Source organism: Luteimonas sp. A534 (assembly GCF_054072805.1).
On the sequence record NZ_JBSVRR010000009.1, the window covers coordinates 15,934 to 38,992 of the forward strand.

The 23,059-nt window shown below is 70.4% G+C and carries 18 protein-coding genes; 11 read left to right on the forward strand and 7 right to left on the reverse strand.

Annotated elements, in window-relative coordinates; genetic code table 11:
• Positions 1-51 precede the first annotated feature (51 nt).
• Positions 52-3,792, reverse strand: coding sequence for a UvrD-helicase domain-containing protein (locus tag ACW5F0_RS14310; protein WP_456999993.1), 3,741 nt, complete (start codon positions 3,790-3,792; stop codon positions 52-54).
• On the reverse strand, positions 3,789-7,334 hold the full coding sequence (gene recC, locus ACW5F0_RS14315; protein ID WP_456999994.1) for an exodeoxyribonuclease V subunit gamma: 3,546 nt from the start codon (positions 7,332-7,334) through the stop codon (positions 3,789-3,791). The genes ACW5F0_RS14310 and recC overlap by 4 nt, the downstream gene beginning before the upstream one ends.
• Positions 7,335-7,607: 273 nt before the next feature.
• On the opposite strand from recC, the gene ACW5F0_RS14320 reads away from it, so the two are divergent.
• From ACW5F0_RS14320 to ACW5F0_RS14345, 6 genes are all read left to right on the forward strand, one after another.
• On the forward strand, positions 7,608-8,429 hold the full coding sequence (locus ACW5F0_RS14320) for an ABC transporter ATP-binding protein (protein WP_456966225.1): 822 nt from the start codon (positions 7,608-7,610) through the stop codon (positions 8,427-8,429).
• Positions 8,429-9,178 (forward strand): MlaE family lipid ABC transporter permease subunit, encoded by a 750-nt coding sequence (locus ACW5F0_RS14325; RefSeq protein WP_456999995.1) that lies wholly within the window; start codon positions 8,429-8,431, stop codon positions 9,176-9,178. The genes ACW5F0_RS14320 and ACW5F0_RS14325 overlap by 1 nt, the downstream gene beginning before the upstream one ends.
• 193 nt (positions 9,179-9,371) lie before the next feature.
• Positions 9,372-9,914, forward strand: coding sequence for an outer membrane lipid asymmetry maintenance protein MlaD (gene mlaD / locus ACW5F0_RS14330; protein WP_456966227.1), 543 nt, complete (start codon positions 9,372-9,374; stop codon positions 9,912-9,914).
• Positions 9,911-10,576: an MlaC/ttg2D family ABC transporter substrate-binding protein gene (locus ACW5F0_RS14335; protein WP_456966228.1), complete on the forward strand. Its 666-nt coding sequence runs from the start codon at positions 9,911-9,913 to the stop codon at positions 10,574-10,576. Before mlaD ends, ACW5F0_RS14335 begins: the two co-directional genes overlap by 4 nt.
• A complete protein-coding gene (locus ACW5F0_RS14340) occupies positions 10,560-10,859 on the forward strand; it encodes an STAS domain-containing protein (RefSeq protein ID WP_456966229.1) in 300 nt (99 codons plus the stop codon). Before ACW5F0_RS14335 ends, ACW5F0_RS14340 begins: the two co-directional genes overlap by 17 nt.
• 24 nt (positions 10,860-10,883) lie before the next feature.
• The gene (locus ACW5F0_RS14345) at positions 10,884-11,987 is read left to right on the forward strand and encodes an MlaA family lipoprotein (RefSeq protein ID WP_456966230.1); all 1,104 of its coding nucleotides are present in this window, start codon (positions 10,884-10,886) and stop codon (positions 11,985-11,987) included.
• A gap of 81 nt (positions 11,988-12,068) precedes the next feature.
• Here ACW5F0_RS14345 and rmuC read toward each other — a convergent pair whose 3' ends face one another.
• The 3 genes from rmuC to ACW5F0_RS14360 all read right to left on the reverse strand — a co-directional run bounded on the left by rmuC (position 12,069) and on the right by ACW5F0_RS14360 (position 15,007).
• Positions 12,069-13,460, reverse strand: a complete 1,392-nt coding sequence (gene rmuC, locus ACW5F0_RS14350; protein ID WP_456999996.1) for a DNA recombination protein RmuC — start codon at positions 13,458-13,460, stop codon at positions 12,069-12,071.
• Between the two features lie 136 nt (positions 13,461-13,596).
• A complete protein-coding gene (locus ACW5F0_RS14355; protein ID WP_456966232.1) occupies positions 13,597-13,737 on the reverse strand; it encodes a hypothetical protein in 141 nt (46 codons plus the stop codon).
• Between the two features lie 100 nt (positions 13,738-13,837).
• Positions 13,838-15,007: a class I SAM-dependent rRNA methyltransferase gene (locus tag ACW5F0_RS14360; protein ID WP_456966233.1), complete on the reverse strand. Its 1,170-nt coding sequence runs from the start codon at positions 15,005-15,007 to the stop codon at positions 13,838-13,840.
• 90 nt (positions 15,008-15,097) lie between these two features.
• Here ACW5F0_RS14360 and ACW5F0_RS14365 point away from each other — a divergent pair, with 90 nt between their 5' ends.
• Genes ACW5F0_RS14365 through ACW5F0_RS14375 form a run of 3 tightly spaced genes read left to right on the forward strand, consistent with a single transcriptional unit; the run spans position 15,098 to position 18,776 of the window.
• Positions 15,098-15,889 (forward strand): rhomboid family intramembrane serine protease, encoded by a 792-nt coding sequence (locus ACW5F0_RS14365; RefSeq protein ID WP_456999997.1) that lies wholly within the window; start codon positions 15,098-15,100, stop codon positions 15,887-15,889.
• A 15-nt stretch (positions 15,890-15,904) separates the two neighbouring features.
• Complete coding sequence (locus ACW5F0_RS14370; protein ID WP_457000004.1) at positions 15,905-17,029, forward strand: serine hydrolase domain-containing protein; 1,125 nt, start codon at positions 15,905-15,907, stop codon at positions 17,027-17,029.
• Between the two features lie 31 nt (positions 17,030-17,060).
• Positions 17,061-18,776, forward strand: a complete 1,716-nt coding sequence (locus tag ACW5F0_RS14375; protein ID WP_456999998.1) for a M28 family peptidase — start codon at positions 17,061-17,063, stop codon at positions 18,774-18,776.
• Between the two features lie 86 nt (positions 18,777-18,862).
• Here ACW5F0_RS14375 and yecR read toward each other — a convergent pair whose 3' ends face one another.
• Positions 18,863-19,240 carry a YecR family lipoprotein gene (gene yecR / locus ACW5F0_RS14380; RefSeq protein ID WP_456999999.1) on the reverse strand — a complete coding sequence of 126 codons (378 nt, stop codon included), beginning with the start codon at positions 19,238-19,240 and terminating at the stop codon, positions 18,863-18,865.
• 66 nt (positions 19,241-19,306) lie between these two features.
• Positions 19,307-19,513, reverse strand: coding sequence for a hypothetical protein (locus ACW5F0_RS14385; protein ID WP_457000000.1), 207 nt, complete (start codon positions 19,511-19,513; stop codon positions 19,307-19,309).
• A 74-nt stretch (positions 19,514-19,587) separates the two neighbouring features.
• On the opposite strand from ACW5F0_RS14385, the gene ACW5F0_RS14390 reads away from it, so the two are divergent.
• Positions 19,588-20,742, forward strand: coding sequence for a Gfo/Idh/MocA family protein (locus tag ACW5F0_RS14390; protein WP_457000001.1), 1,155 nt, complete (start codon positions 19,588-19,590; stop codon positions 20,740-20,742).
• The gene (locus tag ACW5F0_RS14395) at positions 20,739-21,896 is read left to right on the forward strand and encodes an NAD-dependent epimerase/dehydratase family protein (RefSeq protein ID WP_457000002.1); all 1,158 of its coding nucleotides are present in this window, start codon (positions 20,739-20,741) and stop codon (positions 21,894-21,896) included. The genes ACW5F0_RS14390 and ACW5F0_RS14395 overlap by 4 nt, the downstream gene beginning before the upstream one ends.
• The last annotated feature ends 1,163 nt before the right edge of the window (positions 21,897-23,059 follow it).

Here is a 23,059-nt window from a genome sequence, read left to right on the forward strand (position 1 = left end):
CGCTGGCTGTCGCGTCGGCGGGCAGGCCCTCCGGGAAGAGCGGAAGCGTCGTCATGCCGCAGCTTCCTTGGCATCGCCAGCAAACAGCGCATCGAGTTCGTCGACCAGCCCTGGCATGAACCGCCACGCCTGCACGCCCTGCGCATCCGTGCGGGTGGCATCCAGGCCGCGACAGAACACGTAGCGCACGCCGCCGAAGTCGCGCGCGTAGTCGTACTTGTCACCCAGGCGGAAGCGAAGCCAGCGGTGCAGGGCCAGCGTGTAGATCAGCGCCTGCAGGTCGTACTCGCTGTGCGCCATGGCGTCATCCAGCTGCGCGGGGCCGTAGCCGGGCAGGCGGTTGGATTTGTAGTCGAGCACGTACCAGCGGCCGTCGTGCACGTAGGTGAGGTCGATCAGGCCGGTCATCAGGCCTTCCAGTCGGCGGCGCGCGCCGAAGCCCTGGCGCGCGGTGAGCAGGCCGTGGCGGTGCAGCAGCGCGAGCAGCGCGTCGACGCGGGTGGGCGCGAGCGCGAACTGGAATTCGATCTCGGGGCGGCGCCGGTCCGCGGGCACGTCGGCCAGGCGTACGCCTTCGGGCAGGGCCACGGTGAGGGTGTGGCCGATGAGCGGGGTGAGCACGCCGATGCCGTCGTCGATGTCCTCGGCCGGGTAGCCGCCGGCGCGCAGGCGGTCGGCGATCAGCTTGGCGTCGTCGGGGCCGGGCGCGGGCGCGCCGGGCGTCCACGCGGCCCAGCGGGCGAAGTCGGTGTGTTCCAGCACGTCGTGCAGCACCACGCCGAAGCGGGTGCCGGCGAAGCGCGGGTCGAAGACGTCGGCGTCGGCCGGGTCGGCACCCGACGCAAGCTCGACATCGGCGTCCGCTGCGGGCTCGTCCTGGCCGCCGGGTGCGGGCTGGGTGGCGCTGGCGGAGGCATCGCCCTGGCCTTCGGCGTTGGCGAGCTGGGTGAAGCTGTAGACCCACCAGTCGCTGGCAAGCGAACGCGTGGCGATGCGCGCGGGCGGCACGGTGTCGGTGGATTGCGGCGCGAGCCACGGCAGCGTGGCGGGCGGAATGCTGTCGTCGATGGCGACCGTGGCGCCGAGTGTCGCGGCCAGCGCATCGGGCTTCGCCACCATATGCAGCAGCGGCGACTTGTCGTGGTTGCTGAACATCCCGCTGGCCAGCCACAGCGCGTGGCGCGCGCGGGTGAGGCCGACGTACAGCAGGCGTGCGTCTTCGGCGCGCTGGGCGAGGGTCCACGCGTCCTTCGCCGCTTCCCAGCCGGAGCGCGACGGCAGCAGCTTCCAATGCAGCGCGCGGCCGCCCTCGCCGTTCACCACGGCGCGCTGCCCGGGACTGCGCGTGGGCGCGCCGATGGCCGCGAAGGGCATGAACACCAGCGGGTACTCCAGGCCCTTGCTCTTGTGCAGGGTGACCACCTGCACGCGCTTTGCGTCGGACTCCAGTCGCAGCAGCTGGCTCTCATCGTTGGCATTGGCGTCGGCAATGGCATTCGCCAGCCAGTCGACCAGGCCGTGCAGGCCGAGCGCGCGCGCCTGCGCGTCCTGCAGCAGCTCGGCCAGCTGAAGATAGTTGGTGAGGCGGCGCTCGCCGTCGAGCAGGCCGAGCAGGCGGCCGGCATGTTCGGCGCAGAGTTCGTTGATCAGCGCGAGCGGGCCGCCGCGCTGCAGGCGGTCGCGCCAGGCGAGCGCGGTGAGCTGCCAGGCGCGCAGCGCTTCGCCGTCTTCATCCAGCGCGGCGATCGCGGTGGCGTCCAGGCCCACCAGCACCGTGGACAGCGCCATGCGCAGGCGGCCGTCGTCGGCGCCGTGCAGCAGGGCGAGCAGCAGTGCGTGCAGGTCGCGCGCCTCGGGCGTGGCGAACAGGCTCTGCTTGCCGGCGGCGACCGCGGGGATGCCGGCCATCGCCAGCGCGTGGCGGATGCGCGTGGCTTCGTTGTGCGAGCGCACCAGCACGGCGATGTCGCCGGGCTGCACGGGCCGGCCTTCGATGCTGGCGTGGCCGTCGCGCGCATCGGTCAGCACGCGGTGGATGGCGGCGACGCAGGCTTGCGTTGCGAGTTCGCGCGAGCGGCCGGCGCTGTGGGGCTTCAGCTTGCCCTTGGCGTCGGGCTCCGGTGTTGGCGCGCGCCACAGGGTGAGTGCGGGGGCGACGGTGCCGTGCCGCAGGAAATCGGCGTCGTCGCGCACGCCGCCGGGAAGGACTTCCTTGAACTCGATGCGGCCGTCGATGAAGGGCGGCGGGATCTTCTTGCTCGGGTCGCTTCCGGTATCGGCGTCGGCCGCCGCCTGTGCCTGTGCGTACAGCGCGGACACCGCACGCAGCACCGCCGGCCGCGAACGGAAGTTCAGCGCCAGCGGCGGCGCCTCGGCGGCGGTCGCACGCGCGGCCAGGTAGGTTTCCACGTCGCCACCGCGGAAGCCGTAGATCGCCTGCTTGGGGTCACCGATCACGTACAGCGCGGGCGCAACGCTGGCGGCGCCGAACACGCGGTCGAAGATGCGCCACTGGCGGGCGTCGGTGTCCTGGAACTCGTCGACGAGCGCCACGGCGTACTGCGTGCGCAGCTTGGCCGTCAGCGCGGCGGCCTCGGGCCCGTCGGTGGCGTCGGCGACGCGGTCGATCAGGTCGTCGTAGGTCTGCACGCGTTGCTGCTGCTTGGCGCGGGCCACGCGCAAGCGCGCGTCATCGCGCAGGCGGTGCAGCAGTTCGACACGGCGCGCATCTTTCCACTCGGCCATCGCGGTGAGGGCGTCGAGGTAGGCGGGGACGGCATCGCAGACCGGCGAGTCCGGCGTGCGGCCGGCGCCGGCCTTGCTGGTGCGCAGCAGCAGAGTGTCGCGCGTCAGCTGCGGGAGCTTGGAATGTTCGAACGGCGCGTCGCGCTCCCCGGCATGGCACCACTGGTGCAGGGCATCGAACAGCTCGGCGATCCAGGCGGCCTTGTAGCTGCCGCCGTGCAACACCTTGCCTTCCACGGCGGACACCAGCGCGGCGCGGAAGTCGTCGCCGTGGGCGCGGAAGGCGTGCGCCAGCGCGTCGCCGGTGGCATGCAGGCGCGGCGCGGGATCATCGGGAAGATCCGCCAGCGCGGGGCGCAGCACGGGTTCGCGCACCAGCGGCGGCAGATCGCCGGCCAGCGCCTGCGGGCCGCCGGGCCACAGCGCGAGCAGGTCGTCGGCGGCGTCCGCAGTGCTGCCGTGCGAACGCCAGAGGTCGGCGGCGATGGCCTCGTACAGCGGTGTGTCGCTGGTGAGCAGCTCCGGCGCATCGAAGGCCTGGCCGACTTCCAGCGCGTGCTCGCGCAGCACGCGCGCGCAGAAGCCGTGGATGGTGAAGATGGCCGCGAGGTCGATGTCGTTGGCGGCCGCGTGCAGGCGGCGGCGCAGGGCATCGGCGGATTCGCTGCCGCGCGCGAGGTGGGCGTCGAGCACGGCGTGGGTGAGCGTGGCTTCGGGCGAAACGTCGGCTGCCGGCGCGGCGCCGACCAGCTGCTCGGCCAGCAGCAGGCGCGCGCGGATGCGGCTGCGCAGCTCCTGGGTGGCGGCTTCGGTGAAGGTGACGGCGAGCACTTGGCCCACGCGCAGGCCGCGCTCCACCACCAGGCGCACGACAAGCGTGGCCAGGGTGAAGGTCTTGCCGGTGCCGGCGGAGGCTTCGATGGCGTGCACGCCTTCGAGCGCGAGGTCCAGGTAGGGATCGCGGGCGGACGCGGGGATCGCGTGGCGCGCGTCGTCCGCACCGCCCGCGTTGATCGCCTTGTCCTGCCCAGTAGCGGTGCCCGTCATTCCGCGTCCTCCAGGTCGAGCTTGGCGGCGATGTCGCGCAGCGCGCCCAGGTCGGTGCCGGCGTAGACCTCGCCGGTCGCCACCGCGGAGTAGATCGCCATCGCCAGGTCCACGAACGCGACTTGCGTGGCCTCATCGGTGAACGGATCGCGGCCGCGCAGCGCGAGACGCAGCGCCTCGCCGGTGCCTTCGCCCCAGCTGCGGTCGCTGCCGTGCCAGCGCTTGGCCGCCAGGTCCAGGCCGCGTTCGAGATTGCCGGCGCGGTACAGCTCCCAGCCGCTGTAGGGCGCGAACGGCAGCGGGCGGCGCAGGCCTTTCGTGCGCAGATCGATGAGCGTGCGCAGGACGTTGCGCGCCTCGTCGGGATCGAGCGGTGCGCGCACGTGTGGGCCGACGCCGAGCTCACCTCCGTCATGGAATTCGATCAGCGGCGCATCTCGTCCGGCCGCGCTCGCCAGCAGCCAGTCGAGGCCATTGCGGATGGCGGACTGCCCGGCGGGCGGATCGAAGCGGACACGCGCGATGCCCTGTGGGTAGGCGTCGGCGACGCGGCCGCGCAGGGTCAGGCTGCCCGAGTCGCCCGCACCGCCAGCAGCTCCGGCGCTGCCCTGCAGCGTGACGCCATCGATCAAGACTTCGAGCCGCGGGGCATCGGCGTCGGCCGCGCCGCGCCAGTCGCCGAATGCGGCGGCATAGGCATCCACCTGCCCGCGCACATCTTCCAGCGTGCGCCGGCCCAGCGGACCGGACGGCAGCAGCCCGCGCGCGCGCAGCAGGGCGTGGGTCGATGCGTCGTCATCACCGCGCAGCACCGCGTCGAACACCGCCTTCTGCAGCAGCTGGCGCGCGAACCCGCGACCCGGTGCCAGCAAAGGCTCGACGTCCTCGTCGATCGCCTCCACTTCGGCCAGCCGCAGGCCGAGCCGCTGCTTCAGGAACACCTCCGCGGGCGCTTGCAGGAAACGGCGCAGTTCGTCGAGCGACAGCGTGGCTTCCGGCTCGCTGCCAAACGGCGGCGTGGTGCGATCCGTTCCGCCGTCTGCGTTTCCGTCACTGCCGATGGCGCCGTCGCCAACATCGTCCACGCTGTCGCTGCCCACCGCCACCAGCGCCTCATCCCCAAACCACGCCGGCAGCGGCACGCGCTTCTGCGCGGGCTGCGCGGCGGCTGGCCACCACTGCGCGTGGTACGAGAAGCGCCTCGGCTCGTCCTCGCTACCAAACGCCGCGGGCGCGAACGGCTGCAGCGTGTGCCGCACCACCAACGCCGCGCCCGCCTTCGCATCCGGCACGTGCTGCGCATCGGCGGCCGCCAGCAGATCCGCCACCAGCACCGACGGCTCGCGCGCGCTGCCGTCGCGCGGGTCGGCGCCCTGGTAGCTGACGTAGAACACGTCCTGCGCGGCGGCGAACAGCTGCAGGAACAGGAAGCGGTCGTCGTCGCGCGTGGAGCGGTCGCCCTGGCGGCGTTGTCCGCTGGCGAGATCCGCGGTGAGGCGGTCGAGGCCGCCCGCGGGATCGCGACGCGGGAACTCGCCGTCGTCCATGCCCAGCAGGCAGATCGCGCGGAACGGCAGCAGGCGCATCGGCACCATGCGGCCGATGCTGACGCCGCCGGTGAGCAGCGGCGCGCGGGTGTCGGCTTCCGACAGCGCGGCGCCGAACTGCGCGCGCACGACTTCGGCGGGAACGGGCGTGGCGACGCCGGCGCGGCGCGCATCGGCGGCGAAGTCGTCGATCAGGGTGCGCAGGCGGTCGAGCGCGCGACGTGACGCCGGGGACGACGGCGGCTTCGGCAGCAGCGCTTCGAGCAGGCCAAGCAGGCGCTCGCGCCAGCCGTCGGGCGGCAGTGCTTCGTCGAGCACGCGGGCGTGGCGGGCGAGCACGCGCAGCAATCGCACCAGGGTGTCGAGTGCGTCCAGTGCGCTGCCTTCCAGCTCCGGCATCGGCGCGATGACCTGGCCGCTGGCGGTGGTGATCGGCGCATCGCTGCCGCTGGCGTGGCCGAGCAGCAGGCGGTCGAGCGCGAAGGCCCACGTGTAGGCGTCGTCGGCCGGTGCATCCAGGCGCGCGCGGTGCGCGGCGTCCAGGCCCCAGCGCGCGCCGGCGGCGTGCAGCCAGGCGTGCAGGCGCGCAAAGGCGGCGGCATCGAGCGCGGCGGCTTCGGCGAGCGGCGGGCTGGCGAGCAGGTCCAGCGTTTCCACCAGGCCGAAGCGCGACACCGGCAGCGCGAGCAGACGCAGGAACACTTCGGCCAGCGGCTCGCCGGCCAGCGGGCTGGCGTCGGCGACGGCATAGGGGATCGCCTGATTGAAGCCGGCATCGGCGCGGCCGCGGCCGCCGAACACGGCGTCGAGATAGGGCAGGTAGGGATCGATGTCCGGCGCCAGCACCGCGACGTCGCGCGGCTCGAGCGGCGGGTCGAAGCGCGGGTCTTCGAACAGCGCGCGCAGCTGGTCGTGCAGCACCTGCAGCTCGCGCAGGCGGGTGTGGCAGGCGTGCACCTGCAGGCTCGGGTCGTCGCGGCGCAGCGCCGGCAGGCGTGTGCGTGGGTCATCCGCGGTTGGCACGAGCAGCGGTGACGGCCGGCGGTGGAACAGGTCCGACTGCAGGCGCCGCAGCAGGCTGCCCTGCAGCTGGGCGCCGCCCTCGCCCGGATCGGCATCGCCGCGGAACTCGATGTCCGGGTGCACCACTTCGTAGTTGCCCAGCACCGCCATGAAGTCGCGTCCGGCCGCGCCCCAGGCGCGCAGCAGCGGGTTCTCGCCGGCCGCCGCATCCGGATCGCCCCCGCGCACGCGCTGCAGGTCGCCCCAGTAGTCGCGGCTGGGCGAGGGCACGTACAGATGCAGCGTGCCGACGCGCGCTTGGATGGCGATCACACGCAGCACGTCCGGCGACACGTTGAGGATGGCGAAGGCGAACAGGCGCTTCGGCAGGCCGGTGGGCAACGGTGCATCGACATCGGCGAAGCGGCGCAGATGGGCATCGATGCGGCGCGCTCGGTGATCGGTGCCGCCCGCCACGCGACGCCACAGCGCGGCCTGTGGATCACGTGGCGCCTCGCCGGCCTCCCAGGCCAGCAGCCATTCGCGGCGCCAGGCCTTGTACTTCTCGAAGGCCTGCGCAAGCTCGCCGGCCAGCGACCAGGCCTTCAGCGGGTCCGGCGCGGATTCCAGGTACGCGCGCATGGGCTGCAGCGCGCGATCGCGCAGCACCGCCGGATCCGAAAGCGCCGCGTGGATGCGCCAGCGCAGCGCGGCGGCATCCAGGTCGTCACCGCGCCCCGGCACGTTGGCATCCAGCGCGCGCTGCACGAACTCACCCGGCGTCAGGAACTCCAGGTTGGCGGCCACGCCGTGCGCGTCCGCCAGCGTGGCCTGCAGCCAGCGGCGCATCGCGGGCTGCGGGATCAGGATGACGTCGGGCTCCAGCAGTCCCTGTCCGGGCGCGGGCGCGCGCAACTCGGCCGCCAACAATCCCGCCAGCACGTCGAGCGCGTTGGAGTGGTAGAGGCGGAAGTCGCCGGTCCCCTGTGTCATGCGGCCATGATGCCGGAGCCCGGTCGCATGAGGCGATACGGCGCAATGCATCTCCTGTGGGAGCGGCTACAGCCGCGACTTCGCGCCTATCGCGCCTATAGCCGTTCCCACAAGAGCTGGCCCATTGCTGCTCCCACAAGAGCTGGGCTTCCAGTCGCTCCCAAGGCAGCACTTACTCCGATCGGCGATAATCGCCGACCCGCCCCGCTTCGCCGCCATTCAGCAGTCCGCAGCGAAGCTGTCGCGTTGCCCCGCCCGAACTCCGGCAGCCTCATGCCCCACACAGCGACCGACACGACCGCCCCCGCCGTCCGCCTCTCCGGCGTGCGCCTGGATCGCGGTGCGCGCACGATCCTGTCGGATATCGACCTGGTGGTGCCGCGCGGCAGCATCACCGCGATCCTCGGCCCCTCGGGCAGCGGCAAGTCGACCCTGCTCGCGGCGCTGACCGGCGAACTGCCGCCCGCCGCGGGCACGGTCGAAGTCTTCGGCCAGCCCGTGCCGCGCCGCCATCGCGAGCTGCTCGAGCTGCGCAAGGGCATCGGCGTGCTGCTGCAGGGCAACGGCCTGCTCACCGACCTCACCGCCGGCGAGAACGTGGCGCTGCCGCTGCGCGCGCACACCAGGCTGCCGGCGCCGGTGATCGAACAGCTCGTGCTGATGAAGCTGCACGCGGTGGGCCTGCGCACCGCCGCCGACCTCTACCCGCGCGAGCTGTCGGGCGGCATGGCGCGCCGCGTGGCGCTGGCCCGTGCGCTGGCGCTTGATCCGCCGCTGATGCTCTACGACGAGCCGCTGACCGGGCTCGACCCGATCGCGTCCGGCGTGATCATGAGCCTGATCGCGCGCCTCAACGCCACGCTCGGCCTGACGAGCGTCATCGTCAGCCACCACGTGCGCGAAACACTGCCGATCGCAGACCAGGTGCTGGTGACCGCCAACCGCGGCATCGTCTTCGCCGGCACGCCGGCCGAACTCGAGGCCAGCGACGACCCGCTGCTGCGCCAGTTCCTGCGCGGCGAGCCCGACGGTCCGATCGCCTTCGACCCGGCGTCGGCGCAGGCCGCCGTCGCCAATGCCGCGGAAGCGAATTGATGCCCTTCATCTCCAGCACCCGCTCGCTCGGCCGCGCCGGCCTGTTCTCGCTGTCGGTGTTCGCGGCCTCGAAGCCGACCCGCGACTTCTTCACCGAACTGCTGCGCGAGATCTACAAGATCGGCGCGCGCAGCCTGCCGATCATCGCCGTCGGTGGCGCCTTCGTCGGCCTGTCGCTGACGTTGCTGGGCTACCGCGCGCTGGAAACCTACGGCGCATCGAACCAGGTCAGCGTGCTGATCGGCCTGGGCCTGTACCGAGAACTGGCGCCGGTTCTGACCGCGCTGCTCTTCATCGGCCGCGCCGGCTCCTCGATCGCGGCCGAGCTGGCGTTGATGCGCGCCACCGACCAGATCCAGGCGCTGGGCCTGATGGCCATCGACCCGATCGCCAAGGCGGTCGCGCCGCGCTTCTGGGCGGCCGTCCTTTGCGTGCCGCTGCTGACCGCGTTCTTCGTCAGCCTCGCGCTGACCGCAAGCTGGTTCCAGGCCGTGCAGATCCTCGGCGTCGACAACGGCACCTTCTGGCAGACCATGCGCGACGTCGTCGATTTCCGCGACGACTTCCTGGTCGCCTTCCTGAAGTCGGCCGTCTTCGGCGGCACTGCGGCGTTGGTGGCGGCCTACGTCGGCTTCCACGCCGAACCGACCATCGAAGGCACCTCCGTCGCCACCACCCGCGCCGTCGTCAACGCCTCCTTGCTGGTCCTGATGTTCAACTTCGTCCTGTCCGCGCTGCTGTTCCGGTGATGTGCTTGAAGAGCGTTTTTGGCCACGGATTTACGCAGATGACGCGAATTACACGGATCGGCTCCCCGCTTCCCCGCTCTTATCCGCGTGATCCGCGTAAATCCGTGGCTGAAAGAGCTTTTTGTTCTGTCTTGCTCTTGATCCGCGTCTTCCGCGTAAATCCGTGGCCAAACTGCTCTCCCGAGGTATCCCAATGAACACGTCCCGTGGTCCCCGCCTTGAATTTGCCGTTGGAGCGTTCCTGGTGCTGGCGTTGGCCTCCGTGCTGGTGCTGGCGATCGCATCGACCAACGGCAAGTTCGGCTTCGCGCGCGACAGCTACGAGCTCACCGCGCGCTTCACCAACCTCGGCCAGCTGCGTCCCAACGCGCCGGTGAAGATCGGCGGCGTGACGATCGGCAGCGTCTCGGCGATCGACCTTGATCCGGTGAAGTTCGACACCATCGTTACGCTGGCGATCGACACGCGCTTCAACGAGATCCCGATCGACACCTCGGCGCAGATCCTGACCGGCGGCCTGCTGGGCGAAAGCTACGTCGGCCTGCAGCCCGGCGGCGACATGGAAGTGTTCGCGCCCGGCGAAGAACTGGTCTACACCCAGCCCGCGGTCGACCTGATGCAGATGGTCGGCAAGTACATGTTCAGCGGCGGCGGCGAAGATGGCGCTGCCGCAGGCACACCGGCGCCCGACATGCCGGCCGACGAGACCCCGCCCCCCACGGAGCCCACGCCATGACCCGTCCCCTGATTCCCCTGCTGCTGGCTTCGGCCCTGCTCGCCACCGCGCCGTTCGCGGCGTCGGCCCAGGCCCAGGCCGCGCAGCCCGCCGCCGCCAGTACGCAGGCCGAGTCGCCCAGCAAGCTGGTGCTCGACAACAGCCAGCGCGTGCTGACCACGCTGGAATCGCGCCGCGCCGAGTTCACTGCCGACCGCGGCAAGCTGCAGGCGTTCATCGCCAGCGAATTCGACCAGATGTTCGACCGCGAGTACTCGGCGCGCCAGGTGCTCGGCCGCCACGGCCGCGGTGCCAGCGATGCCGACGTGAAGGTGTTCGCCGATGCGCTGGCCGACAGCCTGATGAGCCGCTACGGCAGCTCGCTGCTCGACTTCAACACCCGCCTGCGGGTGCGCGTGAAGTCGGAAACCCCGCTGCCGCGCGGACTGGGCGTGAAGGTGTCCAGCGAGATGCTGCGCTCGGGCGGCGAGCCCATCCCGGTCGACTACCTGATGCGGCAGACGCCCAACGGCTGGCGCGTGTTCGACGTGATGGTCGAGGGCGTGTCATTCGTGCAGACCTTCCGCCAGCAGTTCGACACGCCGCTGTCGCGCAAGTCGATCCGCGCCGTTGCGGCCGACCTCGGCGCGGGGCGGATCCAGGCCGATGCCGGCACCAACTGAGGCCGCGGTACACCGCGACGGCGAGGCGCTGCGCTTCAGCGGCGCCCTCGTCCGATCGGCCGTGCCCGCGCTGTGGCGCGCCGCGCAGCCGCAGGCCGCGGGCGCGCGCCGCATCGACATCGGCGCGGTCACGCGCATCGACAGCGCCGGCCTGGCGCTGTTGTCCTCACTGGCAGGGGTCGCTGCGCGTGGCGCCGCCATCGACGTGATCGGCGAGCCTCCGGGCCTGGCCGACCTCCGCGCCGCGTACCGTCTCGATACGGCGCTCGGCTTCGCGTCCTGACACCGGGACGGCCCAAGGATCTGCATGGACAGCCAAGTACATTCCCGCCTGCGAACGGCCATCGCCGCACTGGCCCTCGCGATCCTGGTCGGCTGCGCCGGCACCGCGCCGCGCGCGCAAGCGCCGCTTGAGCACACGGACGCCGCTGTTGCCGCCGACCACGGCAGCGATCACGGCCCGGCCGCGATCCACGATGCGACGGCGGCTGCAGGCGTTGCCGGCGCCGACGCCGCGGCCATGGACCACCACACCACCGACGCGGCCGCCGACGGGCTCGATCCTGTCGCCACGCCCGCGGACGGCAGCGACACCCCAGGCTACGACCCCACCCAGGCCGAACTCGACTTCGCCGCCATCTACGGCGGCGACGTCTACGACCCCGTGGCCGACCCGACCCTGCCAGCACCCGCGCAGCTGCCGGGCGCCAGCCACGACCCCTGGGAACCCTGGAACCGCCGGGTGCACGGTTTCAACATGGCCATCGACCGCACGGTCGCCGAACCGCTGGCGCGTGCCTACGTGGCCGTCGTCCCGCGCCCGGTGCGCCTGGGCGTGGGCAACTTCTTCAGCAACCTCGGCCAGCCGGTGAGCGCGCTCAACGCACTGCTGCAGGGCCAGCCGAAGCAGGCCGGTCAATCGCTGGGCCGCTTCCTGGTCAACGTCACCATCGGCGTCGGCGGCCTGTTCGATCCGGCCTCGCGCATGAAGATCCCCAACCGCAGCGAAGACTTCGGCCAGACGCTGGGCGTGTGGGGCTGGGAGAACTCGCGCTTCGTCGAGCTGCCGCTGTTCGGGCCGCGCACCGTGCGCGACGTCTTCGGACTGGTCGGCGACGGCCAGGTATCGCCCACGCGCCAGATCAGCGATGACACCGTGCGCATCGGCCTGCAGGGCCTGCAGCTGGTCGACCTGCGCACGCAGCTGTTCGCGGTCGACCGCCTGCGCGAAGGTGCCGCGGACGAATACGCCCTGGTGCGCGATGCCTGGATGCAGCGCCGCAACTACCAGATCCACGGCAACCGCATCCGCGAGGACCAGAGCGACCTGCCTGACTACCTGCTCGAGGACGAGGCCAACCCGACCGTGCCGGTCGACGTGATGCCGATCGTTCCGGGCGCGGGGCCCTGATCGCAGCGATACCCGCACCTGACTGTGGGAGCGGCTAAAGCCGCGATCGCCGCTATAGCGCCTCCCACAAATACGGCCGGATCAACCCGTGGGCTCGATCGCGCCATCGTCCGGCAGGCCCTTCGACGCATCCGCAAGCAGCGCCTGCGCTTCAGAGCCCGGCAGCGATTCCACGCCGCGAAGCTGGCGTTCGATCGCACGCGTGCGCACGCCGGCCTGCTTGATGCTGTTCTGCACGGTGTCGAGCTGGGTGGTGGCTTTCTCGAGCACGCCGGCGAACTTGCCGAACTCGCCCTTCACCGCCGCCAGCAGCTGCCAGACCTCGCTGGAGCGCTTCTCGATGGCCAGCGTGCGGAAGCCCATCTGCAGGCTGTTGAGCAAGGCGGTGAACGTGGTTGGTCCCGCCAGGACCACGCGGTGCTCGCGCTGCAGCGCATCGGCCAGTCCGGGGCGGCGGATGGTCTCCGCGTAGAGACCCTCGGTGGGCAGGAACATCACCGCGAAATCTGTGGTGTGCGGCGGCACGACGTACTTCTCGCAGATCGACTTCGCCTGCACGCGGATCGCGCGCTCGAGCTGCACGCCGCTGCTGCGTACGGCCTCGACATCGCCCTTTTCCTGCGCATCCAGCAGGCGTTCGTAGTCCTCGCGCGGGAACTTGGAATCGATCGGCAGCCAGACCTGATCGTCTTCGCTGCCGCGCCCGGGCAGGCGGACCGCGAAATCGACCGTCTCGCCGCTGCCCGGGCGGACGCGCACGGCCTTGGCGTACTGCTCGATGGTCAGGGTCTGTTCGAGGATGTTCTCGAGCTGCACTTCGCCCCAGCTGCCGCGGTCCTTGACGTTGGTCAGCACGCGCTTGAGGTCGCCGACGCCGGTGGCCAGCTCCTGCATTTCGCCCAGACCACGCTGCACCTGTTCCAGGCGCTCGGACACGAGCTTGAACGACGCATCCAGGCGCGTGTTGAGCGTGGTCTGCAGCTTTTCATCGACGGTGGCGCGCATCTGCTCGAGCTTCTGGGCGTTGTCGGCCTGCAGGGACTTGAGCTGCGACTCGAGCGTGGTGCGCATCTCGCCGATGCGCTGCTCGTTGCGCTGGGTGAGTTCACCCAGGCGCTGGCCGAGCTGGTCGGCGAAGCGCTGCTGCGCCTCCGCGCCTTCGCTGCGCGCCTTGCGGGCATCTTCGCCAAGCGCTTCGCGCAGCACGTCCAGGCGCTGGTCGGTACGCGTGCTGAACTCGGTCAGGCGTGAGGCGAATCCATCGATACGCTGCCCCTGCGCCGTACCCAGGCTGTCGAGCTGCTGCCGCAGCTCCCCGCGCCCGTCGCGTTGCTCCGCGCGCAGCGCTTCCTCGAGCTCGCGGCGCAGCGAACCCAGCGCGGCGTCCGGGCGACGCGACAGCAGCACCACCAGCAGCACGATGGCCACCGCCACCGCCGCCAGCACGAGGATCAACAGGGTCTGGATTTCCATGCGCCCAGTGTAGCCAACGCGGTCGCAGCCACCGCGACCCCGTCGGCGCGATCACACTTCCGCATCCGCGACGCCTGCCGCGTTCAAAAGCGCGTGCCCGCCGGCAGTCACCCGGCCGGCGGGCACGCGGGCACGCTCAGAAGTCCCAGCGTGCCGAGAGCGTCACCGGCACCGAGAAACGGCTGCCGGTGTCATTGATCGTGGCCAGGCCCAGCCCGCCGATCGCACTGTCATCGTCCTTGCAGACTGTCGGCCAGCCGCGATCCCCAGCGACCATGTGGGAGCCGCTACAGCCGCGATCCTCCGCAGCCCGTGGGAGCGGCTATAGCCGCTCCCACAAAGGTGAGGAGCTACCACCGGGGAGCCGCCGCCGCCCCTCAGTCCAGCACGCGGCAGAACACCGCCTTCAGGTAGCGCGACTCCTGCGCGTTCGCCATGAACGGATGGTCCGGTCCGGCGCCGGACACCTTCAGCACCTGCACGGTGCGGTTGGAGAAGAACGCCGCGCGCCGCAGCATGTCCAGGAACTGGTCCTCGGCCACCAGGCCCGTGCACGAGAATGTCGCCAGCAGCCCGCCTGGCGCCACCACCGACAGCGCCAGCTTGTTCATGTCCAGGTACTTCTTCAGCGCCGGGATCACCTGCTCGCGGTCGCGGGTCATCTTGGCCGGGTCCAGCACCACCACGTCGTACTGCTCGCCCGCGTTGGACGCGTCGCGCAGCCACGGGAAGATGTCGGCCTGCACGAAGCGCGGGCGCACGCCGTTCAACTTCGCGTTGCCCTTGGCGAGTTCGATCACGTCGGCATCGATGTCCACGCCCACCACGTCCGCCGCGCCGCGCACCGCCGAATACACAGCGAAGCCGCCGGTGTTGCAGCACAGGTCCAGCACGCGCTTGCCGGCGACCTGCCGGCTCAGCCACTCGCGGTTCTCGCGCTGGTCGGCGAAGAAGCCGGTCTTGTGCGCGCCCGAGGGGTCGGCGCGGAAGCGGATGCCGTGCTCGGTGATGATCGCGGGCTCGGTGCCGCGCGTGGTGTGGAAGTCGAAGCTCTCCTGCTTCTGCACGTGCTCGTCGGCGAAGGCGTGGAAGCGGCAGCCCGGGAACTGCTCGCGCAGCGCCTCCATGATCCACTCGCGGTGGCGGAACATGCCGGCGCTGAAGTATTCCAGCACCAGCAAATCGGCGTAGCGATCGACCACCAGGCCGCTGAGCCCGTCGCCTTCGCTGTGCACCACGCGCCAGGCGTCGGAGACCTCGTCCAGGCGCAGCACGTCGCGGCGCAGCGCCACCGCGTCGGCGATCTTGCGGGAGAACCAGCCGGCGTCGACCGGCACGTTCGGATTCGTCTCGAGGATGCGCACCGCGATCCGCGAATGGCCGTTGTAGAAGCCGCGGCCGACCCACTCGCCGTCCACGCCGACGACGTCGACGATGGTGCCCGGCTTCGGGCGCGGGTTGGGCTTGTCGACCAGCTTCTGGAAAATCCACGGATGGCTGGACCGCCAGGCATTGCGCAGGCGGACCACGGGCAGGGCTTCGTTCATGGCGGCAATTCTACCGGCTTGCGGCGGCGGCCAAGGCGCGGCGGGAGGCCCGGCCCTTGCGTTGGCCGCGTCCGTCGCCATGCATGGGGCATGCACCTGCCCACCCACGACCACCCGCCCGACTCGAAGGCCCAGCGCGCCGCCGACTGGCGCCGCTTCCGACGCGCCGCCGGGGCCTCGGCGTTCTTCGTGGCGGTGCTGGCGGTGGTGTACATCGCCCAGGCGGGTTTTGACGCGCGGCTGTTCTCGGTGGCCCCGGGCAGCGTCAGCGGGCTGATCGGCATCCTCACTGCGCCGCTGCTGCACGGTTCGCTCGAACACATCGTGGCCAACAGCGTGGCCGTCCTGTTCCTCGGCACGCTGGCGGGCTGGGTCTATCCGCGCGCCACCCTGCGCGGCCTGCCGCTGATGTGGCTGGGTTCCGGCCTGGGCGCCTGGTTGCTGGGCGCGCCAGGCTCCTGGCACCTCGGCGCCAGCGGCGTCACCCACGGCCTGATGTTCCTGGTGATGGCGCTCGCCCTGCTGCGCCGCGACCGCGCCGCCATCGCCGCCACCATGATCGGCTTCATGTTCTACGGCGGCATGCTGCTGACCGTGCTCCCGCGCGAGCCGGGCGTGTCCTGGCAGTCGCACCTGGGTGGCGCGATCGGCGGCATCGTGGCGGCCTGGCTGTTCCGCCGTTTCGACCCCGTCGCACCGCGCAAGCGCTACAGCTGGGAGCTGGAAGAGGAGCAGGCCGCCCTCGACGCCGCGCGCGCCGAGGCCGAGCGCGACCAGTTCGAAGCGCGCCTGCCCGACGACGTGCCGGTGCTGTGGCAGCGGCCCGAATCCGATGAGGCGCGCGGCAAGGTCCTGGAGTTCCCGCCGCGCGATCGGCGCTAGACTCGGGCCATGCGAGTGCGCCCTGCCATCCTCCTGCTGCTGACGATCCTGCCCTGGGGGAGCGCAGCCGCGAGCGATGCCACGGAGAACAAGGCCATGGCCGAAGTCGACGCCCGCCTGCAGCGCTACAGGGGCGACGTGCCCGGCGCGGCCCTGCTCGTGCTGCGCGACGGCACGCCCGTGGTCCGCCGCGGCGTGGGCCTGGCCGATGTCGAAACCCGCACCCCGGTCACGCCCGCCACCAACTTCCGCCTGGCCTCGGTGAGCAAGCAGTTCACCGCCGCCGCCGTGCTGCTGCTGGCGCAGGACGGCCGCCTGCGCCTGGACGATCCGGTGCGCCGCTGGCTGCCCGCGCTGCCCGCCAGCGCCGACGGCGTGACCCTGCACCACCTGCTCAGCCACACCTCGGGCCTGCATGACTACGAAGACCTGATGCCGGCCGACTTCAGCGGCCAGGTGCGCGATGCGGACGTGCTGTGCCTGCTGGCGGCCGGGCGACCGTGTGGCAACGGGATCGCGGCTACAGCCGCGATCGGCCCCGCCGCACCCTACTTCGCACCCGGCAGCGCCTACCGCTACAGCAACAGCGCCTACGCCCTGCTCTCGCTCGTCGTCGAACAGGCCTCGGGCATGCAGTACCCCGACTTCCTGCGCACGCGCATCTTCCAGCCGCTGGGCATGGACCACACCGTGGCCTTCGTCGACGGCGTGAACCAGGTCGACACCCGCGCCTGGGGCTACAGCGCCCACGGCGACGGCTGGCGCCGCACCGACCAGTCCACCACCAGCGCCGTGCTCGGCGACGGCGGCATCTATTCCTCGATCGACGACCTCGCCAAGTGGGACGCGGCGCTGCATGACGACCGCCTGCTGTCCGACGCCTCGCGCGCGCTGGCGTTTTCGGCGCAGAGCACCGCGCCCACCGGCGAGGACGACGTGCAGGCCTACGGCTATGGCTGGCGCCTGGACGAGGGCCTGCAGTGGCATTCCGGCGAAACCATGGGCTTCCGCAACGTCATCCTGCGCTGGCCCGCGCAGCGGCTGACCGTGGTGCTGCTCAGCAACCGCAACGCCCCCGAGCCCTATGCCGACGCCCGCGCCATCGGTGAAGCGTTCCTCGGCAAGGCCGACGCACGCTAGGCTTGTCGCCTTCGCACTGCTGGACCCCGCCATGCCCTTTTCCCGCCGCCTGTCGCCGGCCGCCCTTGCCCTTGCCGCCGCCGTCACCCTGCTTCCGGGCATCGCGGCCTGCCAGCGCGATGCTGCGCCCGACGCCGGGGCAACGGCCGCATCCACCGCCGCGCGTTCGCAGGACCCCGCCGCCAACCGCATCGAAGACGACGTGCGCGCGCTGGCCGACGACGGCATGCAGGGCCGCGAAACCGGCACCCCCGGCCATGACCTGGCCGCCGAGTACGTTGCCGGACGCTTTGCCGATGCCGGGCTGGTGCCCGGTGGCGAGGACGGCGGCTGGTTCCAGCGCGTGCCCCTGCTGCGCGCCATCATCACCGCCGAGGGCGCGCGCTTCGGCGTGCAGCTGGGCAACGACGCCACCACCCTCGAGTTCCAGCACCAGTTCCTGCCGATGGCCAACTTCGATCACGCCGAGGCCGCGGTCGACGCGGCCGCGGTGTTCGTCGGCCAGGCCGTGCACGCGCCGGCGCTGGACCATGACGATTTCGCCGGCCTGGACCTCCGCGGCAAGATCGCGGTGATGTTCGGCGGCGCGCCGGAACGCTTCGACGACACCCGCCGCGCCTTCCACTCCTCGCTGGCCGAAAAGCTGCGCGGCGTCGCCGAGCGCGGTGCCGTGGGCGTGGTGCTGGTCGGCACCGCCGCCGATGAAGTGCGCACGCCCTGGGCGCGCAGCGCGGCCGCCTGGGATCGCCCCACCATGCGCCTGCGCGGCCCCGACGGCCGCGGCATTGATACCTGGCCCGAACTGCAGGTGGTCGCCCGCGTGAGCGCCGCCGCTGCCGACACCCTGTTCGCCGGCGGCGAACGCAGCGCCGCGCAGCTCGCCGACCAGGCCCGCAGCGGCACCCTGCGCGGCTTCGACATGCCGGTGCGGCTGTCGCTGGCCGTGAACACGCACGTGGAGCCGCTGGACTCCCGCAACGTCGTCGGCCTGCTGCGCGGCAGCGATCCCGCGTTGGCAGACGAGTACGTGGTCCACAGCGCCCACCTCGACCACGTCGGCATCGGCCTTGAAGTCGAGGGCGATGCGATCTACAACGGCGCGCTCGACAACGCCCTGGGCGTCGCGATCATGACCGAGGCCGCGCGCGAACTGGCCGCGGCGGAAGATGCGCCCCGCCGCTCGCAGCTGTTCGTCGCCGTCACCGCCGAAGAGCAGGGCCTGCTCGGCTCGCAGTGGTTCGCGCGCCATCCCACCATTGCCGCCGGCGCGCTGGTCGCCAACATCAACATCGACATGCCGGTGTTGACCGCGCCCAGTCGCGACATCGTGCCGATCGGCGTTGAACACTCGACCTTGAAGTCAGTGGTGGATGCCGCCGCCCGAGAGATCGGCGTCAAGGTCTCGCCCGACCCCTTCCCGGAAGAGACGGTGTTCGTGCGCAGCGACCAGTTCTCCTTCGTGCGCGAAGGCATTCCCGCGCTCTACCTCGACGGCGGCATCGAAGGCACCGATCCCGAGCGCGACCCCAAGGTCTCCGCCACCTGGTTCATGCGCAACTGCTACCACCGCCCCTGCGACCAGCCCGACCTGCCCATCCACTACGACGACGCCGCGCGCCTTGCGCGGGTGTCCGCGCGCATCGCGCAGGGCATCGCCGCCGCCGATGCGCCGCCGACGTGGAACGAAGGAGATTTCTTCGGTGAGCACTTCGGTGGCCAGGGACCGGCTGGAGGCGTCGCCCCCTGACAGCGGGCTGGTTCGTACCGGCACAACCCGGTCCGGCAGAAGCCGCGCCGGGCTGGCGGAGCCCGTGCTGCGTCCGGGCGCGCCCGTCAGGGCGTGAAGTTGCGGGCCGTGCGCAGGGGTGCGGGAGCCGCCGCCGGCAGCTCCGGCGTGGCCACGTGGTTGCCCGCGCACTGATAGGCGTTCTGGACCTGCCAGCTGGAACACGCCCCGTTACCTTCCGTCGAGGCGCATTCCTGCGTCACGTTCACTGCCAGCTCGGTGTAGCTGTAGCCCATGCGTTCACAGCGCCGCGTGGCGAGATGGTTGGCCTGCGCCAGGCTCAGTGCCGGCGTGGCCAGGTCACTTGTTTCATAGGACACCAGGACGGTCCCCGCGCCATCACCTTCAGCCACGGCCAGGGAACTCGTGCTCGTACAAGCGGCCAGTCCGGCCAGCGCGAGCAGGGACAAAGCGAAGATCTTCATCTCAACCTCCTTTCGAGCGTCCCGCCGAGCTTACCACGAGTATCGCGGCATTGATCCGCATGCGCTTCAGGAAAGTGCCAGCCATGCCAGCGCCGCCGCCGCCACGATCTGGAGCACGATGATCGTCCAGAACAAAGCGCGATGAGCCGGACGGTCGATCTGGATGAGTGCCGGATACCACAGCACGCGACCCGATCGGATCGACATGACCGTGACCACTGCGATCAGCACCGCCGCCAGGGCACTGAGGATGTCCTCGACGGGAAGTGTCATGCGGATCCGTCCTGCAGAATGACTGGCCGACCATACACGCTGGGCGGGATCAGCCGGGAGCCCCGGCGCATCGCGTGCTCGCGGCAACGCCGCTTCGGCATGGTCACTCACATGCGCTGCCCGGCAACCCGCAAGGCCGGTTGACGGCCCAATTTCCGTCTTCCTTGTTGCCAACAGGGGGAAGGGCTTTGCCGAGTTTTCATTCCAGCCAGCCGGTGCGGCTGGGCATCGTCGGGTGCGGTGCGATCACGCGCGCGGCGCATCTGCCGGTGATTGCCGGAGACCGCCGGGTCAAGGTGACCGCACTTTGCGACCGTGATCGCGGCAACGCCACCCAGGCCGCGCGCGAGAGCGGTGTGGATGCAGCGATCACCACCGACCTTGCCGATCTCGCCGGCAAGGTCGACGCCGCCATCGTCGCCGTCCCGCCGCGCTTCCACGCCCCCGTCGCGATCCAGCTCATGGAGATGGGGATCGACGTGCTGTGCGAGAAGCCGCTCGCGATCACCGTCGCCGACGGCCGCAGGATGGCGGAGGCCGCCCGCAGGACCGGGCGGGTGCTCGCGGTCGCGCTCATGATGCGGTTCTTTCCGCACAACCGGTGGCTCGCGGACCTGGTGGAGAACGGCGAGATCGGGGAAGTCCGCGAGGTGATCGTCGAGGACGGTGCGCCGCTGGACTGGCCAATGGCGGGCAACAGCTACTTCGACCGCAATGCGACCGGCGGCGGCGTCCTCTTCGACACCGGCGTGCACCTCCTCGACCGGATGCTCTGGCTGTTCGGTGATCTCACCGGGATCGCCTACGAAGACGATGCGCTGGGCGGCTTCGAGAGCAACGCGAAGCTGACCGGTGACCTGCGCATCGGCGGGCGACCGGTGCCGGCACGCCTGGAGTTCAGCTGGTCGCACCGGCTACGCCGCAGCATCCGTGTGATCGGCGAGCGCGGCACGCTCGAGGCCTCGACCTCGGATCCGCGGACCCTGACCCTCCACCGGACCACGCGCCGCGGCCCAATGGAGATGCAGATCGCGTGCGCCCCGCAGTGGGACGGGCGCAGTCACTACCGGGCGCAGCTGGACGACTTCATCGGCGCCGTGCGCGAGCGGCGCGAACCCTTCGTGACCGCCGAGTCGGCACTGCACGCGCTGGCGGTCATGGAAACGGCGTACGCGCTGCGGACACCGATGGCGCAGCCCTGGCTTGCGCGGATGGAGGCATCGGCATGACGCCCAAGAGGATCCTCGTCACCGGTGCCACCGGGTTCATCGGCTCGCGCCTGTGCGAGCTCCTGTCGCTGGAGTACCGGCTCCCGTATCGCGCACTGGTCCGCGACTTCTCGCGTGCCGTCCGGATTGCCCGCCTGGACACCGAGCTGGTCGCAGGCGACATGCTCGACGCCGACAGCCTGGCGCGGGCGGTGGAGGGGTGCGATGCCGTCATCAACCTGGCCCACGGCGACGACAAGAGCACGAAGAAGCAGACCGCGCACCTGGTCGACGCCTGCACGCGCGCCGGCGTCCGCCGCCTGGTCCACGTGAGTTCGATGGCGGTGCACGGGCCATCGCCGGGGCTGCCGGTGCTGACCGAGGACACCGCGCCGATCAGGCGATGGGGCGAGGCCTATTCCGATGCCAAGGCCGCGGGGGAGGCCGTGGTCACGGCGGCCGGGAAGCGCGGCGCGCTCGAGACCGTCGTCCTCCGTCCCACCATCGTCTACGGCCCCTACAGCTTCTTCGTCACACCGATCGTCCAGGACGCACGCGCCGGGAACGTCAGCCTGATCGACGGCGGCCGGGGCGCCTGCAATGCGGTGTATGTCGACGACGTCTGTGAAGCGATCATGGCGGCGCTCGAGCGCGACGATGCAGTCGGCTCGGCGTTCCTGATCACCGGCGACACCCGCATCACGTGGCGGGATTTCATCACCACCTTCGCCGGCATGGTCGAGGGCACGAAGACCATCCACGACCACTCGCTCGACGAGATCGACGCCTACTGGCGGGCGAAGCGCCCTCGTGCGCGCGACAGCGTCACCGCAGCGCTGCGGCTGGCCGCCTCGCCGGCCTTCCATGCACAGCTGGGCACCATCCCACCGGTCGGCAAGCTGATCCGCGGCACCAAGGAGCTGGTCGCCAGCCGGATCACCCCGGAGCAGAAACTGGTCATCAAGTCCCGAATGCAGGGCCGACGTGCCGCCGCGCACGCCGACGATGCCCCGGCTGTGCAGACGCCCAACCAGGGGCGCGTCGTGCGCGAGGCGTACCGGTCATGGGTGGCGAACGACCTGGCCAAGGCCCGGCTCGGCTGGAAGCCGGCCCACTCGTTCGAGCTCGGCGCCCGGCGCACTGGCGAGTGGATGCGCTTCGCACGCATCGTTTGACTGCCAAGCGAGTAGTCGTTTCATGGTGGGCCACACTTGGGACAGGCAGCCCCCCGAAGCAGTGTCGGCTTGAATGAGCGTCAGGACGCTTCAAAAAGCGTTGGCTGGATAGCCGTAAGCATACGGCGGGCCGCAGCGACGGGCCACTTCGGGGTATGCACCCTCAATGTATCCACTCGGCGCATCACCGCCGCCGAACTCGGACAAAACATTGAACCTTGTGACTCTCTCACTGCCATCCACACGAAGGAACAGCCCCGAACTGTCCCGGTCCAGCGCTATGCCCTGGTACCAGAGAATAGTCGTGCCACGCGACCCTCCTGGCGAGCGGAGCTTTACGCAGCCATTTTCGACTACGAGCTCTCCACTGAAGGCGGAAAGGAGCCAAGGCTGTTCAAACCCGGGCGGCGGAGGCGCTACCTGTGGAAAGAATGGCAAGGGTGAACTCGCCTGATTGCCAGCGCACCCGGCTAGGGCAAGAAAGCCCACGCTGGCCAATGCCGGAATAATCCTCATATGCGTCCAAGTCCCTGAACGTGCCGCCCGACTCGATGAGTCTGACCGCTGGCACGCTGCAGTCATGAGCAATCGCTCCGTGGCGGACCAGGCTGTCCGAACCCAGTGGCGGATCCGCTGCTGAGACTCGTGAGTGTGGCCAAGCACTAGTTGCTCTTCGAAGACTGGCCGCGCGTGCCGTTGTAGCCGTCCAGGTATCCGCGGGCAAAGTCAGGAAATGCGCCCCCTAGAAAGAGTGCAATACCCGCCACTACAAGAATGTACCGATTGTTCTTTGCGAACCCGAAAAGAAGTAGAACAAGGCCAACAAGAGCAAACGCGATCCCGATCCACTGCATTTTCAGCCCTCCGTGTACACCAGTCTTTCAGATGCGACGTCTTGCACAAGGTCTCGGAGATTGAGCACGTTGTGCTCGTTCTCCTGCGAAGGAGCACAACCTGACACCAGTAACAGTGGCGCCAGAAAGCGAAGCGTCGCCTTCATAGACACCCCCAGTGAGGCCTAACACCAGAATTAAGCCGTGCCGCGAAGCGGCATCGGCTTGAATGAATTGTTAGCCGCCAGAAATTGCCAGACTAAGTGCGACAAATCCAGCGCCCCGAAAAGGAGAGGTGAGCTGGCAGACTGGAAGGGACTCTTATCCGGC